This window comes from Marinobacter sp. P4B1, assembly GCF_001447135.1.
Taxonomy (GTDB): domain Bacteria; phylum Pseudomonadota; class Gammaproteobacteria; order Pseudomonadales; family Oleiphilaceae; genus Marinobacter; species Marinobacter vinifirmus.
Genome location: NZ_LLXM01000010.1, coordinates 293,837 through 311,269, shown reverse-complemented (window position 1 = coordinate 311,269; position 17,433 = coordinate 293,837). Strand labels below are relative to the sequence as shown.

General features: G+C 58.1%; 13 protein-coding genes. 11 read left to right on the top strand and 2 right to left on the bottom strand.

What is annotated here, in order from left to right; translation table 11 throughout:
• Positions 1-85: 85 nt before the first annotated feature.
• From glgB to glgP, 3 genes are read left to right on the top strand one after another with little or no spacing between them, the layout of a single operon-like run.
• Entirely contained in the window at positions 86-1,981 is a 1,896-nt protein-coding gene (gene glgB, locus AQ621_RS07555) for a 1,4-alpha-glucan branching protein GlgB (protein ID WP_058340934.1), read from the top strand.
• Complete coding sequence (gene glgA / locus AQ621_RS07550; RefSeq protein WP_058340933.1) at positions 1,978-3,426, top strand: glycogen synthase GlgA; 1,449 nt, start codon at positions 1,978-1,980, stop codon at positions 3,424-3,426. The genes glgB and glgA overlap by 4 nt, the downstream gene beginning before the upstream one ends.
• Positions 3,427-3,445: 19 nt before the next feature.
• Positions 3,446-5,998 (top strand): alpha-glucan family phosphorylase, encoded by a 2,553-nt coding sequence (gene glgP, locus AQ621_RS07545; protein ID WP_145840259.1) that lies wholly within the window; start codon positions 3,446-3,448, stop codon positions 5,996-5,998.
• Between the two features lies 1 nt (position 5,999).
• On the opposite strand, the gene AQ621_RS07540 is transcribed toward glgP, so the two are convergent.
• On the bottom strand, positions 6,000-7,205 hold the full coding sequence (locus tag AQ621_RS07540; RefSeq protein ID WP_058340931.1) for a 1-acyl-sn-glycerol-3-phosphate acyltransferase: 1,206 nt from the start codon (positions 7,203-7,205) through the stop codon (positions 6,000-6,002).
• A gap of 171 nt (positions 7,206-7,376) precedes the next feature.
• Between AQ621_RS07540 and recQ the strand changes: the two genes are divergently transcribed.
• The 5 genes from recQ to AQ621_RS07515 all read left to right on the top strand — a co-directional run bounded on the left by recQ (position 7,377) and on the right by AQ621_RS07515 (position 13,193).
• Positions 7,377-9,251 (top strand): DNA helicase RecQ, encoded by a 1,875-nt coding sequence (recQ, locus tag AQ621_RS07535; RefSeq protein ID WP_058340995.1) that lies wholly within the window; start codon positions 7,377-7,379, stop codon positions 9,249-9,251.
• 202 nt (positions 9,252-9,453) lie between these two features.
• Positions 9,454-10,368, top strand: a complete 915-nt coding sequence (locus AQ621_RS07530) for an ABC transporter substrate-binding protein (RefSeq protein ID WP_082640936.1) — start codon at positions 9,454-9,456, stop codon at positions 10,366-10,368.
• A gap of 84 nt (positions 10,369-10,452) precedes the next feature.
• A complete protein-coding gene (locus tag AQ621_RS07525) occupies positions 10,453-11,979 on the top strand; it encodes a bifunctional GNAT family N-acetyltransferase/carbon-nitrogen hydrolase family protein (protein ID WP_058340930.1) in 1,527 nt (508 codons plus the stop codon).
• 154 nt (positions 11,980-12,133) lie between these two features.
• A complete protein-coding gene (locus AQ621_RS07520; RefSeq protein ID WP_058340929.1) occupies positions 12,134-12,532 on the top strand; it encodes a hypothetical protein in 399 nt (132 codons plus the stop codon).
• A 46-nt stretch (positions 12,533-12,578) separates the two neighbouring features.
• Entirely contained in the window at positions 12,579-13,193 is a 615-nt protein-coding gene (locus tag AQ621_RS07515; RefSeq protein WP_058340928.1) for a helix-hairpin-helix domain-containing protein, read from the top strand.
• Positions 13,194-13,201: 8 nt separating this feature from the next.
• On the opposite strand, the gene senB is transcribed toward AQ621_RS07515, so the two are convergent.
• Complete coding sequence (senB, locus tag AQ621_RS07510) at positions 13,202-14,173, bottom strand: selenoneine biosynthesis selenosugar synthase SenB (protein ID WP_058340927.1); 972 nt, start codon at positions 14,171-14,173, stop codon at positions 13,202-13,204.
• Positions 14,174-14,340: 167 nt separating this feature from the next.
• Here senB and AQ621_RS07505 point away from each other — a divergent pair, with 167 nt between their 5' ends.
• From AQ621_RS07505 to AQ621_RS07495, 3 genes are read left to right on the top strand one after another with little or no spacing between them, the layout of a single operon-like run.
• Complete coding sequence (locus AQ621_RS07505; protein ID WP_145840258.1) at positions 14,341-15,219, top strand: putative selenate ABC transporter substrate-binding protein; 879 nt, start codon at positions 14,341-14,343, stop codon at positions 15,217-15,219.
• Entirely contained in the window at positions 15,219-15,869 is a 651-nt protein-coding gene (locus tag AQ621_RS07500; protein ID WP_058340926.1) for an ATP-binding cassette domain-containing protein, read from the top strand. The genes AQ621_RS07505 and AQ621_RS07500 overlap by 1 nt, the downstream gene beginning before the upstream one ends.
• 17 nt (positions 15,870-15,886) lie before the next feature.
• Positions 15,887-17,353: a PhnE/PtxC family ABC transporter permease gene (locus AQ621_RS07495; RefSeq protein WP_058340925.1), complete on the top strand. Its 1,467-nt coding sequence runs from the start codon at positions 15,887-15,889 to the stop codon at positions 17,351-17,353.
• The last annotated feature ends 80 nt before the right edge of the window (positions 17,354-17,433 follow it).

Below are 17,433 nucleotides of genomic sequence, written 5' to 3'. Positions count from 1 at the left end.
GTCGCAGGTCATTTTTCGATCAGCGGCAAAAACGTCCAATGGTCTAACCTCCAGCCGTACCATTCTGAACGGGAACCCGAGGACTATGGAAAGCCCCACCCTGAGCGAGTTCGACCTCTACCTGCTGGCCGAAGGCCGGCACTGGCATATCTATAATGTGCTTGGCGCACATCCCATGACCCATGAAGGCACCGAAGGTGTGCGTTTTGCGGTCTGGGCCCCCAATGCCAGGGCTGTCAGTGTCGTCGGTGATTTCAATCACTGGCAGGCCGACGCAGACGCCATGCAGCTGCATGAAGGATTCGGCGTATGGTCTGTGTTCATACCGAAAGTCCAGGTTGACGCCCTGTACAAGTTTTCAATTACAACCCGCGACGGTCACCAGCTCACCAAAACGGATCCTTACGGCCAGGCCTTCGAACTCAGGCCGTCAACCGCCGCCCGGGTTACCGAGCGCCGGGGCTATTGCTGGGAAGATGGCGACTGGCTGGAAAGCCGCAACCGGTTTGACTGGCAACGCAGCCCCATTTCCATTTACGAGGTGCATCCCGGTTCATGGCGCCACCACGGCTCCGGTCGCTGGCTGACTTACCGGGAGCTGGCAGAGCAGCTGATTCCCTATGTACTGGAGACCGGCTTCACCCATATTGAATTGCTGCCGGTGACCGAGCATCCCCTGGATGAATCCTGGGGCTACCAGACCACCGGCTACTACGCGCCCACCAGCCGCTACGGCAGCCCGGATGACCTTCGTTACCTGATTGACCAGTGCCACCAACACAATATCGGGGTAATTCTCGACTGGGTTCCCGGACACTTTCCGGACGACGAACACGCCCTGGCAAAGTTTGACGGCACCGCCCTTTACGAACACGAAGACCCGCGCCGGGGCCGGCACCAGGACTGGGGCACCCTGATCTACAACTACAGCCGCCATGAAGTAAAAAACTTCCTGATTGGCAGTGCCCTGTTCTGGCTGGATACCTTCCATGTGGATGGCCTGCGGGTAGATGCCGTTGCCTCCATGCTGTACCTGAATTACTCCCGCAATGAAGAAGACTGGTTGCCGAACGAATACGGCGGCAACGAGAACCTGGAGGCTATTGCCTTCCTTCGGGAGCTCAACCAGGTGTGCCAGGGCCGGTTCCCCGGGGTGCTGATGATGGCGGAGGAATCCACCTCCTGGCCCCAGGTTACCCGGCCACCGGAAGTCGGCGGGCTGGGCTTCAACCTGAAGTGGAATATGGGCTGGATGCACGACACCCTGCACTACTTCCAGCAGGACCCTGTTTACCGGCAATTCCACCACGACAAGCTCACCTTCGGGCTGCTGTATGCCTTTTCCGAGAACTTCCTGTTGCCGCTGTCCCACGATGAAGTGGTACACGGCAAATCCAGCCTGATCCAGAAAATGCCCGGAGACGACTGGCAACAACGGGCATCGCTGCGGCTGCTGTTCAGCTATATGTTCACCTACCCGGGTGCCAAGTTGCTGTTTATGGGCGGCGAGTTCGGCCAACGGCAGGAATGGAGTGAAAAACGGGAGCTGGACTGGCACCTGCTGCAACACGAAGGGCATCAGGGCATCCACAAACTGGTGCAGGACCTTAACCGCCTGTACCGGGAACAACCTGCCCTGCACCGGCTGGACTACAATGCAGCCGGTTTTGAATGGATTGATTGCCACGACTCCACCCAGTCGGTGGTCAGCTATCTGCGCAAACCGGACCAGCACGGTGGCGAGGCCCTGGTGATCGTGGTCAACTTTACCCCCGTGCCCCGGCATCACTACCGGATTGGTGTTCCCCTGGCCGGCAACTGGCAGGAGATCTTCAATTCCGACTCCACCTACTACGGTGGCAGTAATCTGGGCAATCCGTTTACCCTGACTGCAACCGACACCCCCTGGATGGCCAGGCCGGCGTCGGTGGAGGTTACCCTGCCACCCTTGGGGCTGATTATTCTGAAGGCCGATGCATGACCCGAATTCTGTTTGCCACCAGCGAAGTCTTTCCCCTGGTAAAGACCGGCGGCCTGGCCGATGTGTCCGGCAGCCTGCCGGAAGCCCTGTGCCGGCTCGGCTATGATTGCCAGATCCTGCTACCGGGTTATCCCGCTGCACTCAAGGCGGCCCGGGAGGCCGGTTCTCAGCGCAAGGCCCGCTTCCGTTTCGGGCAATACGATGTTTCACTCTGGCAAACCCAGGTGCCGGAGACTCAGGTACTGCTCTGGCTGGTGGATTGTCCGGCCCTGTTCGACCGGCAAGGTGACAGCCCGTACCAGAACGAAAACGGTGAAGACTGGTGGGACAACGCCCATCGTTTTCACCTGTTTGCCCGTATCGGGGCCATGATGGCGCTGGGGCAACTGGGGTTATCCTGGAAGCCGGATATCGTGCATTGCAACGACTGGCAAACCGGCCTGATCCCCGTGTTTCTGCACAACGACAAGCACGCGCCCGCCACTGTCTTTACCATCCATAACCTAGCGTATCAGGGCCTTTTCTCCCATGAAACGTTCAGGGCGCTGGGGTTGCCGGATCATCTCTGGCGCTTTGACCAGTTGGAATTTCACGGCCAGTTTTCCTTTCTCAAGGGCGGCCTGGTGTTCAGCGATGCCATCACCACTGTGAGCCCGAGCTACGCCCGGGAAATCCGCACGCCGGAGTTTGGCTATGGGCTCGACGGTTTGCTGGAACACCGGTCCCATGCCTTGACCGGCATATTGAACGGCATCGATAACCGTTACTGGAACCCGAAGTCGGACCAGCACCTGGATTTCCACTACAGCCCGGACGATACCTCCGGAAAAGCCCAGTGCCGGGCAGCCCTGCAGCGCAAACTGGGGCTGGAAGTGAACGGCGCTCCGGTGCTGGGATTTGTCGGGCGTCTGGTAGAACAGAAGGGGCTGGACTGGCTGCTGGAAGCACTGCCGGCTTTACTGGAAAAGGGTTGTCAGTTTGCCATTCTCGGTTCCGGAGAGGCCCGTTACCAACAGGCGCTGCAACACCTGGCCCGGGACTGGCCCGAACAGTTGTCACTTACGCTGGGTTATAACGAGGCCCTGGCCCACGAAATAACCGCCGGCGCGGACATCTTCCTGATGCCATCCCGGTTTGAGCCCTGTGGCCTGAACCAGATGTACAGCCTGCGCTACGGCACCATACCGGTGGTGCACGGCACGGGCGGGCTGAACGATACCGTACTGGACCCCGGCGAGGTGCCGGTACGGGACGCCAACGGATTTGTTTTCCGGGAGCCCAACGCCCACGGGCTGAAGCGCGCCGTGAACCGGGCGCTCGAGGCCCGCAAGCACCGGAAAACCTGGCAACAGCTGCAGCAAAATGGCATGACCGCAGATTACTCGTGGAAGCACCGGGCCGGCGAATACGCCGCCCTCTACAACAAGCTCAGGCATAACCAGTAACCACAGGGAGGTTCCGAACATGCACAAGGCTACGGAATTCCGGCTTGAAGCCCGCCCCCAACTGCCCGAAGCCCTGCATCGGCTGGGGGAGCTGGCAAACGACCTGTTTTACAGCTGGAACCACGGCGTAAGGGGGCTGTTTGCCCGTATTGATCTGCGCCTGTGGCAGAAAGTGGAGCACAACCCAAAGCTGTTTCTGCGGCGGGTATCCCAGCACCGGCTCGAAGAAGCCGCTGCCGACCGCGCCTTTCTCGCCGAATACCGTCGGGTGCTGTCCAGTTACGATGCCTACGTAGAGGCCGGGCCGGGTGCAGAAGTAGTGGAGCTGCTCAACCCCGAAACCAGCCTGGTGGCCTATTTTTGCGCCGAGTTCGGGTTTCACGAAAGCTTTCCGATCTATTCCGGTGGCCTGGGCATCCTGGCCGGTGACCACTGCAAGGCGGCCAGCGATCTCGGCTTGCCCTTTGTGGCCGTCGGGCTACTGTACCAGCAGGGCTATTTCATGCAGACCATTGATGCCCAGGGCCAGCAAGTAGCCCGGTATCAGTGCCACGACAGCGACGAGCTGCCCATCAGCCCGGTAGAACAGGATGGCGAGCAACTCAAGATTTCCGTGCCCTTCCCGGGGCGGGAGCTGTGGGCCCGGGTCTGGCAGGCGCGGGTTGGCCATATCCGCCTGTACCTGCTCGATGCCAATACACCAGAGAACAACGAGCAGGACCGGGAACTGACCCTGCAACTGTACGGCGGCGATTCAGACACCCGCATCAGCCAGGAAATCCTGCTGGGCATCGGGGGCACCCGCGCGCTGGCAGCACTGGGCATCAAGCCCACCGCCTGGCACATTAACGAAGGCCACGCCGCCTTCCAGATCCTGGAGCGCTGCCGGATGGCCATGGAGAACGGCCTCAGCTTCGAGGCCGCCCTGGAATCCGTTGCCGCCTGCACCCTGTTTACCACCCATACGCCGGTTCCCGCCGGCCATGACATTTTTCCTCGGGACCTGGTTGCCCATGCCCTGGGCCCGTATACAGAAACCGCGGGGCTGGATTTCGACCGGGTTTTCGAGCTGGGCAGCAAGAACGGCGATGGCACCTTCAACATGACCAGCCTGGGCTTGCGGGGCTCGCGGTTTCACAATGGTGTCAGCCGTATCCACGGCGGGGTCGCCTCAGAAATGGAAGGCAGCATCTGGCCGCAAATTCCTCCGGAAGAAAACCCCATCGGTTACATTACCAACGGCGTGCATGTTTCTACCTTTCTGGCGCCGGAATGGGCCAGCCTGTTTGAAATGCAGGCGCCCACCTGGAAAAGCGAGCTGAGAAACCCGGATTTCTGGAATTTTGTCGACAGAATTCCGGATTATCACTACTGGAGCGTGCATAAAGCCCTGAAACAACAGATGGCAGAATTCATCGTGCGCCGGTTGAGGCGCCAGCATCAGCGCAACGGTACCGGCCATTCGGTCACCGAGCGCATGACCCGAAAGCTGGTATCCCCCGAAAAAGACGCCATGGTGATCGGCTTTGCCCGGCGCTTTGCCACCTACAAGCGGGCCACCCTGATATTTTCCGACCTGCCGCGGCTGGAACGGTTACTGACAGACCCTGACAACCCCGTAGTCCTGGTCTTCGCCGGCAAGGCCCATCCCAAGGACAACCCGGGGCAGCAACTGATCAAGGTCATCCACGACCTGTCCATACAGCCTTCCCTGATGGGTCATATTATTCTGCTGGAAGACTACGACCAGGCCATGGCGCGGCGGCTGTTAAGCGGCGTGGATGTCTGGCTGAATACGCCGGAATATCCAAAAGAAGCCAGCGGTACCTCCGGCGAGAAAGCCGCCATGAACGGCGCCCTTAACCTGAGTGTGCTGGATGGCTGGTGGGGCGAAGGTTACGACGGCAACAACGGCTGGGCCATTGCCCCCCGCGATATTCACCTGGACCAGGAATTCCGCAACCGTGAAGAAGCCCGGGACCTGCTCGACTTACTGGAAATAGAAATTATCCCGCTGTACTACAAACGGGAAGCCCAAGGTTACTCGAAAGACTGGGTGGCCCGTTCCAAGGCGTCCATGAAAACCATTACGCCCCGGTTCAATTCCCAGCGCATGGTGATGGATTACGTACGGAACTATTACCAGCCGGCCAGCGCCCAGGGACACCGCCTGGCAGCAAACAAAGGCGAACTGGCCAATGAGCTGGCGCAATGGAAGGCGCGGATACGGGCGGCCTGGCACGGGGTGAACATTCAGATGCACGGTTGTGTCACAGACCGCTGCAACTGGGATGAAGAAGTGGAGCTGAGCGTAGAAGTGGCCCTGAACGGGCTGGCACCGGAGGATATCCGGGTGGAATGCGTGGTGTCACCGGACTGTACCGGCAGCCACGGCGAGCCCGGGCCGGACAGTTTCATCCTGGAGCCGGCAGGTGACCAGGATGGCAAAACCCTGTTCTCCGCGCGCATCAAAGCGCCCTACCCGGGCCTGCAAACCCTGCGATTGAGGGCCTATCCCTACCATGACGCCCTCACCCATCCGCTGGAGATGGGCGCCATGCTCTGGGCCTAGGCTATTCTTCGGTTGGCGTCAGCGCCTCGCCGTTGTTATTGGCGGCCAGGGCGTTGACCACCGGATTGGCGTACATATCCAGCAGGTAAGGCCGGATAGCCGGATCACAGGCTTCCAGCCGGCGCTCCATTTCAGCACGGGCCGCATCCAGGTCCGCCGGCGACCAGGTTTCTGCCGTCACCACGCTTTCACTGACACTGCCCGGTGTTTCCCGGGCTTCCGGGTGAACGCCCCGCATCTGGTAAGCCACCAGGTTGGATGCATGCAGATGGTAATTGGCGTGCATTTCGTGGTCGATGCGGGCGGCCAGGGCTTTCGGATTGTCCGGTGCATCGGCAATAGGCGCACCGAAGTGCACATGCACATGCCCCTTGTAACCGGTCAGGCCTTTTACAATCTGCTCGGAATCTTCCCCTTCGGTTTTCTGGTAGCTGCCGGTACGGGCCTTCACTTCCAGCTCCCGGGCCTTGTCGGCATCGCAGGGGTCGTACTCGTAGGCAATAGACACCGGCACAATATGCAGCCGGTTCATGGCCTCGCCAAAGTCCAGCCCGGATTTTTTCCGGCTCATGTAGAACATCTTGATGATGGCAGGGTCCGTGGCGTCTATACCGTCCTTCGCGCGGCCTTCACGCTGGGCTATCCAGATGCTGTGGTTGGTGTCGATGCTGTGGTTGATAAACCCGGACAGCGTCAGGTAGGCATCGCGCATTTCCCGGGGGCTGGTCATGTTACGACGCACCACAAAGCTCTTGTTCAGGCGCATCATCTCTGCAAACACCCGGTTCTGCAGCAGATTGTCGCCAATGGCAATGCGGGTGGTCAGGAAACCGTTCTGGAACAGCAGGTAATTCACCACCATTGGGTCAAACACGATGTCCCTGTGGTTGGAGATAAACAAATGGGCGTTGGTCTTGCTCAGGTTCTCCAGGCCGCTGTGGGTTACCCGGGAGGTGGTGCTTTCAACCAGTTCGCCCACGTACTTTGACAGCTCCGCCTGCAGGTCATCCACCCGATGGTAGTGGCCGAAGTTGCCAACCAGCCAGCGCCGTACAAACATCCGCAAGACCGCCGGCGCCCACTTCGCCGCCAGGGGGGACTTGAAGCGGCCCACCATGTCGAGGAACTCCCGATCATTAACCAGGCGTTTGATGGCCGGCGCTGTTTCTTCATCCGAATAGGGACGGATTGCGTCAAATTCCTGCATGCAAGCCCTGTTGTTGTTCGAAGCGGTTAATCAAGTGGTTGGAAATTGGCGGTATTCTATCCTGTCTTGGCACTGATTTCCTCCACCGAAATGGCGGGGTTAACCAATCCCGCCGGCGGATCTGTTATCATCCCCGCCCTGAACATTTCCCGCCCACAGGCAAAGACCAGCATGTATCCGGACCAGGATTTTGACCAACTGACCCGCGAACCCCCTTCTGCCACCGGCCGAAGCCCGGAGCAGGTTCTGCACGAGGTATTCGGTTACGAAAGTTTCCGGCCGCTGCAGGGCGATATCGTGCAGGAAGTGGTGGGCGGTGGTGATGCCCTGGTACTGATGCCCACCGGCGGCGGTAAGTCCTTGTGTTATCAGGTGCCGGCGCTGGTTCGACCGGGTACGGCGGTGGTCATCTCGCCGCTGATCGCCCTGATGCAGGACCAGGTGGCCGCCCTGAAACAACTGGGCGTGAAAGCGGCGTTCCTGAACTCCACCATGGATTTCGAGCAGGCCCGGGCCACCGAATATGCCCTGATGACCGGCGAACTGGACCTGCTGTATTGCGCACCGGAACGGCTGATCCAGCCTCGTACCATTGAACTGCTGCACAACGCGTCCCTGTCTCTGTTTGCCATCGACGAAGCCCACTGTGTCTCCCAGTGGGGCCATGATTTCCGGTCTGATTACCTGCAGCTGAGCATGCTGGCGGAAGAATTTCCCGGCATTCCCCGAATTGCCCTGACCGCAACCGCCGATGAACGTACCCGAAAGGAAATTGCCGAGCGCCTGTCGCTGACCCAGGCCCGGCACTTCATCAGCGGTTTCGATCGCCCGAACATCCAGTATCGAATCACCCCGAAAATCAACGCCAACAAACAGTTACTGGACTTTATTAAAGCCGAACATGAAAGTGACTGCGGCATTGTTTACTGTCTTTCCCGTAACAAGGTAGACGCCACTGCCAGGTTGCTGGCCAGCAAAGGCTACCTGGCACTGCCCTACCACGCCGGCCTGACTGCCGAAGAACGAGCCAGGAACCAGGAGCGCTTTCTGCGCGAAGATGGCGTAATCATTGTGGCGACCATTGCCTTTGGTATGGGCATCGACAAGCCGGACGTGAGGTTTGTTGCCCACCTGGACCTTCCCAAGAGCCTGGAAGCCTACTACCAGGAAACCGGACGGGCCGGCCGTGACGGCAAACCCTCGACGGCCTGGATGGTTTACGGCCTGCAGGATGTCATCAAACTGCGGCAGATGCTGGAAGCGTCCCTGGGTAATGACCAGTTCAAACGTGTCGAGCGGCAGAAACTGGATGCCATGCTGGGCCTGTGTGAAGTCACTCAATGCCGCCGGCAGGTTCTGCTGCGTTACTTCGGCGACACCCTCGAACAGCCCTGCGGCAACTGCGACACCTGCCTGAACCCGCCGGAAACCTGGGATGGCACGGTTGCTGTGCAGAAAGCGCTGTCTTGCGTGTACCGCACCGGCCAGCGCTTTGGCGTTAACTATGTCATTGATGTACTTCGCGGTTCAGAGAACGAACGTATCCTGCAATCCGGCCACCAGGCCATTTCCACCTACGGCATCGGGCAGGATTTATCGGCGACCGAATGGAAGTCGGTATTCCGGCAACTGGTGGCTAACGGATATCTCCGCGCAGATCCGGAAGGCTACGGCGCCCTGCAGCTGACCGAACGCTGTCGCCCCCTGCTGAAAGGTGAACAGCCTATCCAGCTGCGTAAAGACCCGGTTCAGAAGAAGGGCTCTGGCAGCAAGTCATCTGGCAGTCGCGCCAGCGGGCAGGATATCCGGGACCAGATCACTGACCATACTGGCTGGGACGCCTTGCGGGCTTGCCGCAAGGAACTGGCAGACAAGCAGGGTGTGCCGCCCTATGTGATCTTCCACGACACCACGCTGTTCGAAATGCTCCAGCGCCGACCTGGCAGCATCGAAGAGCTGGGCGAAATCAGCGGGGTTGGTGCCGCCAAGCTGGAGAAGTATGGCGAAACTTTCCTTCAGGCCATCGCTGAACTGGGCGCTGGCTGATCGGTCAGCGTACCTTCCAGCTCGTCGGTTGATGCCACCCACTGCCCGGTTGCGCCTATAATACTGTCGATCAAAGCCATGAATTTGGTGTCCTGGTTCCAGTTACCGCGAATTTGCGTTGCAAAATTGCCCGTAAAGCAACAACAATGCAAATCAGAACAATACAACGACATTTCACGCATCTTCCAGAAGGAAAGCCGACTTGGGTTGTACTCCCCTTTTCCGCGTCGTTTCTTTCGCGGCCTGCCTGCTGGCAAGCCTGGTACCTGCCACCCATGTAGTTGCCGAAACAACAGACAACCACCGGGAGCTCACCCTCTGGTACCGCAACTACGACAGCCCGGCAATTCGCAACCTGGTGTTGCTGGCCCTGGATAAAACCCCCGAGTACGGCAGCTATGAACTCCTTCGCAGTTTGGAGGTCAGCCAGGGGCGGGCATTGCTGGAGCTGACCAAAGGTAACAACCGGATCCTCGATATTGCCAACGTTGCCACCACGGCTGAACGGGAAGACAGCCTGAATCCGATCCCCGTTCCGGTGGATGGCGGCTTGCTGGGCTTTCGGGTTTGTCTGGTCATGCCGGAAAACCTGCCAAAGTTCAAAGATATTTCCAGCCTTGAAGACATCAAAGCCCGTAAAATCAGTATTGGCCAGGGAACGCACTGGCCAGACACCCCGATTCTCGAGGCCAACGGGCTGAGAGTCATCACCAACCCCCGGTTCGAAGTGCTGTTCGGGATGCTGCTGAACCAACGTTTCGACTGCTTTTCGAGGGGAATCAGTGAAGTGCTGTTTGACCTCGAACAGCCCCGCGCCAGTGGCCTGGTGATTGAGCCCGATCTTCTGATTGCTTACCCGCTACCTTCATACCTGTTTGCCGCAAAACACGATCACGACACCGCCCACCGGCTTCAGCTTGGCATTGAGCGCGCCATCAATGATGGCAGTTTTGCGGACTATCTGAACACATACTTCGGCCGCGCGATGAACGAACTTAACCTCAAGCATCGCACCATCATCACCCTCAAGAACCCTTACCTCAGTGATGAATCCAATGGTATTGGCCGGAAAACGCTGGAAGAGCTGAGCCGGCGTATCAAATACCTGGACCAATAGTCCCGGGCGAAGTATTCAGGAGCCTCTGTTAAACTGATGCATCCTGAACCGTGCATCCGCTCGTCAAAAACGGAGAATCTCTGAATGGCCCACGAAGAACTGCACCTGAACCTGCGCAACCTCACCCTCGAGGATTACCCACAGCTCCAGGAACTGATGGACGATGTTTATGAGGACATCGGCGGTGCATGGCCAAAAGACACCATCAAGGCGCTGGTGGAGCAATTCCCGGATGGCCAGATCTGTATTGAAGACAATGGCCACCTGGTAGCCGTAGCACTAACCGTAAGCGTTAAGTACGAGCGGTTCAGCAACCCCCACGCCTACGACGACCTGATCCTTCGCAACGAAAAGATCTGGCACAACCCCAATGGTGATTCCCTGTATGGGCTGGATGTGTTCATCCACCATGAATATCGCGGCTATCGTCTGGGCCGGCGCTTGTATGAAGCCCGAAAGGAACTGTGTCGCTCCATGAACCTGCGGGCCATCCTGGCCGGCGGCCGCATTCCCAACTACTTCAAGTATTCCGAGCAGTACACACCGGAAGAGTACATCCAGCGGGTAGACCGCAAAGAGATCTACGATCCGATTCTGAGCTTCCAGCTCTCCAATGACTTCCAGGTTACCCGGCTGATGCACAAATACCTGCCGGAAGACGAAAAATCCATGGGCTATGCCACGCTCCTCGAGTGGCGAAACATCCTGTATACCCCGCCCTCCTCAGTACTGGACGTGAAGAAAACCCAGGTGCGTATGGGTGCAGTTCAGTGGCAGATGCGAGAGTTCACCTCGGTTGAGGAAGTGCTCAAGCAGGTAGAGTACTTCGTCGACGCGCTGTCGGACTACAAAAGCGATTTCGCCCTGTTCCCCGAGTTCTTCAACGCACCGTTGATGGGGCTGACCGACCAGATGGACCAGACCCGCGCCATTCGCTTCCTGGCCGGCTTTACCGAACAGTTCCGTAACGAAATGTCGGAAATGGCCGTCAGCTATAACATCAACATCATCACTGGCTCCATGCCGCTGATCGAGAACGACCGGGTATACAACGTCTCCTATCTCTGCCACCGGGACGGTCGGGTTGATGAGCAGCGCAAGATTCACATTACCCCACACGAACGCCGGGACTGGGTGATTGAAGGCGGTAATGAGTTCAAGGTATTTGATACCGACGCGGGCCGGGTTGCCATTCTGATCTGCTACGACATCGAATTCCCGGAACTGGGCCGTATTGCAGCCAGCCAGAACGTCGATATTATCTGTGTGCCCTTCTGGACAGACACCAAGAACGGCTACCTGCGGGTGCGCCACTGCGCCCAGGCGCGAGCCATTGAAAACGAATGCTATGTGGTGATCACCGGCAGCGTGGGTAACTTGCCCAAGGTGGAAAACCTGGACGTTCAGTACGCCCAGTCATCCGTGTTCTCGCCTTCGGACTTCGCCTTCCCCCACGATGCCGTGATGGCGGAAACCACGCCCAACACCGAGATGATCATGTTCTCGGATATGGACCTGGAAAAGCTGAAACTGGTACGTAACGAAGGCTCTGTCACTAATCTTAAAGATCGCCGTGTTGATATGTACGAAATCAAAACCCGTTCACGGTAACGGATCTGGCCCGGAATCACCGGCCAGGGTCTTGAACCATTCCCTGAAAGGGTTACCGTAGACGGCTGACAGCATTGCCATAATTGCTTTCGCCGTCTATTGTTTGATCTATATACACATTCTGATGTACTGAAAAACGCAGAGATACAGGTTAATGAACGACCCACTACCGGATCTGGTTGCCCGCTTCCGTGTTCGCCAGGGACTGTTTCGTAAAGAAACCGTCGAGGCCCGCGTGTACGAGCTGGACAGCTATGGCTGCGTGATGAAAACCGACAAGGTTTTCGAGCCGGGCGATACTCTGGTTCTGGAGCTGGTAATGGATATGCCGTTTGAGGAAATCCGGGCCGAGGGTGTCTCCGGCCTGGTCACCGAAAAGAGAAAGCACTGTAGCAATTTCTTCTATTCGATTGATTTTTCTGACCTTAACACCAAAGACGCATCTCCCCTGTCAGAAAAACTCCGGCGCATTCACGAAGTACTTCTGAAAAAACAAAGCCTCAAATCCCGCCGTGGCCCGGGCCCCGTCGCGAGCATGAGGCAACTGGCCTGATACCCCGTAGTACTTACCAAGCATCCGTCTGCAAGGAGACGTCCCCATGGCAAAGAAAGCCAAACCGAGCGTAGATAAGATCGTCAAGAAGGTGAACAAAGAGTTCGAGAAAACCTCTGCCCAGATCGAGGGGCTGATTAGCGATGCCCTGCAACAGTTCGACCACCTGCAGCACCAGATTCAGGACCCCGTGCGCAAGCTGCTCAAAGACATGGACGAGCTGCGTGACCGGGAAATGAAGCGTTTTAACGAAGAGTTCGAGCGCCGGATGAACGAGTTCCACGAATTGCAGGCCACCCTGCTGGAGCGTGTGGGTATTGCCTCCAAGGAAGCCCGCAAAGCGGCGGACGAAACAGCCAGCAAGGCCAAGTCTGCGGCCAAATCCGCTACAGGCAGCAAGCCGGCTGCAAAGAAGGCGCCTGCCAAAAAGCCTGCCACCAAAAAAACTGCCACTCCGAAGGCGGCCAAGCCTGCGGACAAGTCTGATCTTACCCGTGTGAAGGGTATCGGACCGGCGACTGCGAAGAAGATGAAAGAAGCCGGTATCATTTCCATCGAGCAGATTGCCAACCCGAACGCCGAAGACAAGCAGAAGCTGGAAGCCTTCAAGAGCATGAAAGGCTACAGCCAGCTGACCGCCGAGGCGAAAAAAGTACTGTAAAACGTACCTTAGCCTCGGATGTCGACTACCCGCGCCAGAGCCTCGTCCAGGCTCTGGCGTTCTTTTTCAGGGGTGAAGGTTTCAGCGAGCGCCGACACAGCCGATCTCAGTTTTGCCAGGTACTCCGGTTCCCGCTCTGCCCGGTACATCAACCGGGCCAGTGCCTTGTCATCCCCAACCGGGAAATAGCCCGGATAATCCTCACCCAACAGCCCCTTATTGCCCGGAATATCCGATGCCAGAATGGGCAAGCCTGCCCTGCAGGCTTCAGAGACCACATTCGCGCCACCTTCCATCACAGAGCTGATGACCATCACACTGCTCACGGCCATCAGGTTTTCCAGGCCCGGTTTATCCAGCTCCCCTAACCAGTGAAAGCGCGGGTTATCCTTGCTTTCTGCCAACGCTTTCTCGCGCCACTCCTCGGTGTGCGGGCGGCCGGCACAATTAACGACAATGCTGGAATCTTCCGGTAGATGCCGAGCGGCAAGGGCAGCCCGCAGGCTGTCTTTTTCATCACGCAGGTGGCCGATCACACAGATATTGAACTGCCCCGGTTCCGGCCGGGAGCCGCCGCGCACGGCAGGCTGCGCCGCAGACTGACGAAGGGTAACGAGTTTGTCGCGGAATGATTCGGGAATATCCCGGGCTACCAGGTCGTGCAGGCCTATCAGCAAATCCGCCGCGTCCATCGAAGCCAGGGTAACCCCGGGATATTCATGCTGGTGATGATAGATATCGGTACCCGTCAGCACGACAATTAATGGCTTGTCCGGATGTTTCTCTCTCCATGCCGCTACCGCACCGGCACTGCGCCATGCGTGGAGGGCGAGCATCAGATCAGCCGTTTCTCCATCATACCCAGTCAATACCTGGACCTGATGGCCGGATTGCTCCAGCAGTACCTGCCAGCGCAGGGCTGTGGCTCGATTACCGGCCTTGGAGTCCGGGCCGGCAGGAGTGATGATCAGAAGATGCATAAAGGGTGTCCGATAAATTTACCGAAATTCTGCACGCGCCAGTGCTCCGGGTAAAGGATACCTGCGTATACCGGTTCAGACTTGTGGTAATTCACGGTATCCTGAGGCTGCCTTCGGCGCTGGCCGGACCACCCAAAAGCTCCCCCGACTAAAAGGAATGAATCATCATGGTCATCAAACATCTACGGAAATGGCTGGTTTCCGGCCTTCTGTCTTTTTCTGCCGTAACTGCCGTACAGGCACAAACCTTCGTGTTTACGGCTATTCCTGATGAGGATGAAACGAAGCTGGTAGAGCGCTTTCGCGGCGTGGCCGATTACCTTTCCGAGCAGCTCGACGTAGACGTTCGTTATATCCCGGTAAAATCCTATGCGGCAGCGGTATCCGCCTTCCGCAACAACCAGGTGCAGCTGGCCTGGTTTGGCGGGCTGTCCGGTGTGCAGGCGCGGCGCCTGGTGCCGGGTTCTGAGGCCATCGCCCAGGGCGTGGAAGACGAAGCCTTCGTCACCTACTTCATCGCCAACACCAGCACCGAAATCGAGCCGGCAGACAGCCTGGCGGACCTTGAGGACAACCTGCGTGGCAAAACCTTTACCTTTGGTTCCAAGGGTTCTACCTCCGGCCGCCTGATGCCCGAGTTCCACCTGCGCGACACCTTTGGTGAGGCACCGGAATCTGTATTTTCCCGTGTTGGTTTCAGCGGTAACCATACCCGTACTCTTCGCCTGGTAGAGGCTGGCACCTATGAAGTGGGCGCGCTCAACTTCCAGGTCTGGGAAAAAGAGCTGGCAGATGGAAACATCGATACCGATGCCGTTCAGATTATCTGGAAAACCCCGGCGTACCCGGATTACCAGTGGACCATCCGCGGTGACGTGAACGAGCGGTTCGGTGAAGGTTTCAAAGACAAGGTGACCAAGGCCCTGCTGGAACTGGGCGACCCGGCACTGCTTGAAAGCTTCCCCCGTTCCGGCTTTATTCCGGCGTCTAACGATGATTACGAGCCCATTCGCAAGACCGCTGAAAACATCGGAATCCTCGATTGATGTCAGGATTTGATTTTCATGGTCTGACAGCCAGCTTTAACGGAGAGCGGGTGATTGGCCCGCTCTCCCTGCACGTAAATGAAGGCGAGCATGTGGCGCTGGTCGGCAAAAGTGGCGCCGGCAAGTCTACGCTGATCCGTTTGCTTTACGACCGGCTTGAGAGTGAGGCATCCCTGATTCCGCAAGGCCTGGGGTTGGTGAACGCGCTGCCGGTATTTCATAACGTGTTTATGGGACAACTGGACCGACATCCCGGCTGGTATAACGCCCTGACCCTGATTCGCCCGTTCCGTCGCGACCGCGACACCGTAAAGGCCTTGCTCAAAGAACTGGAAATTCCCGAGAAACAGTGGATACCGGCGGCTGCACTGTCTGGCGGGCAACGCCAGCGGGTGGCCATTGCCCGGGCCATCTACCGGCAGGCCCCTGTGCTGTTAGCGGATGAGCCCATTTCGGCACTGGATGGCCCCATGGCGCACCTGGTCATGAAAACCCTCACCAACCGGTTCTCCACCTCGATTATTGCTTTGCACGATGTGGACATGGCACTGCGTTACTGTAACCGGATCATCGGCATTCAGGACGGCCAGGTAGCGCTGGACGAAGCGGCTTCCTCGCTTGTCGCATCCGACATCATGTCGCTGTATTAACGGGCCAGAACCAGTTTATGTTTTCCTACCCCACCGTCAGAGCCAGTTTCATCTTCCTTGCCATTGCGCTCGGCGGTTTGCTGGCGGCCGATATTGCCATCACCACCGCCAACCCCTGGCAGGATCTTGGCCGGTTCTTTCTGGGCGTAGCTACCCCCAACTTTTTCAGCACCGAAGGCCTGATGACCGCCCTGCTGCGCACGGTGGCGTTCGCCTTCGTGGGTGTAACCATCGGCAGCCTGGCAGGATTTCTGCTGGCGCTGGGTTATCGGTTTCTGCCGGTTCGAATCTTCTGTGCCTTCATCCGTTCGATTCATGAGTTGTTCTGGGCGCTGATCTTCTTACAGTTCTTCGGTTTCCACCCACTGACCGGCGTGCTGGCCATTGCCATCCCCTATTCGGGTATCTTCGCCAAGGTGTACTCGGAGATCTTTGAAGAGTCTGATCCGGAGCCCGGCCGCCTGCTGCCTCCCGGCACCGGTTCGGTGTCAGCCTTTCTGTATGCCCGTATTCCGGATTGCTGGGAACAGATCCGCACCTACACCTCTTACCGCCTGGAATGCGGCCTGCGCTCCTCGGCCATTCTCGGTTTCGTGGGTTTGCCTACGCTGGGGTTCTACCTGGAATCGTCGTTCTCCCAGGGCATGTATTCCGATGCCGGCGCCATGCTGATTCTGTTCTATATCCTGATTGCCACCCTGCCCCTGTGGGTTCGGCCGAAATTGCTGCCGTTCTACATTCTGGCCGCTCCATTCTTTCTGGGAGACGGGTTCCCCATTGTCTGGGGCAATGTGGAGCGGTTCTTCACCGAAGACATCATCCCGGCGCCCCTGCGTAATGGCGAGGGGCTTGCCGGCCTCTCTGCCTGGTTCGGGGATGTGATGATCACCGAGGCACTGCCGGGCATCTGGAACACCATTGTCCTTACCCAGATTGCCCTGGTGGCTACGGGCATTATTTCCCTGCTGGCATTCCCGCTGATTTCCAACCACTTTGGTGGCCCGGTGCGCCGTACTTCCGGCCATGTGTTGCTGGTGATTGCCCGCTCCACGCCGGAATACATCCTGGCTTACATCCTGTTGCAACTCTGGGGGCCGTCCATGCTGCCGGCGGTGGTGGCACTGGCCCTGCACAACGGTGGCATTATCGGCCACCTGATCGGGCGCCAGACCAACACCATTCAGTTGCGCCCGGATGCGCCCACCGGCTTCACCCGGTACAGCTGGGAACTGGTTCCCCGGGTTTACCGGTCGTTCCTGGCGTTTCTGTTCTACCGTTGGGAAATCATCATGCGGGAAACAGCCATCCTCGGCATCCTGGGCATCTACACGCTGGGCTTCTATGTCGACAGCGCCATACAGAACATCCGTTTCGACCGGGCCATGGTGCTGATACTGATCACCGCGCTGCTGAACATCGGCGTTGATGCACTGGGCCGCTACATTCGCCGGAAACTGGCCCTGCAGACCATGCAAACCTGCTGATCAGCTGAGACCAGCATCACAATTCCCGCGCCTGAAATGCCGGTACTGCCAGAATTGGGAAGCCGGTTACCTTGCCGCTC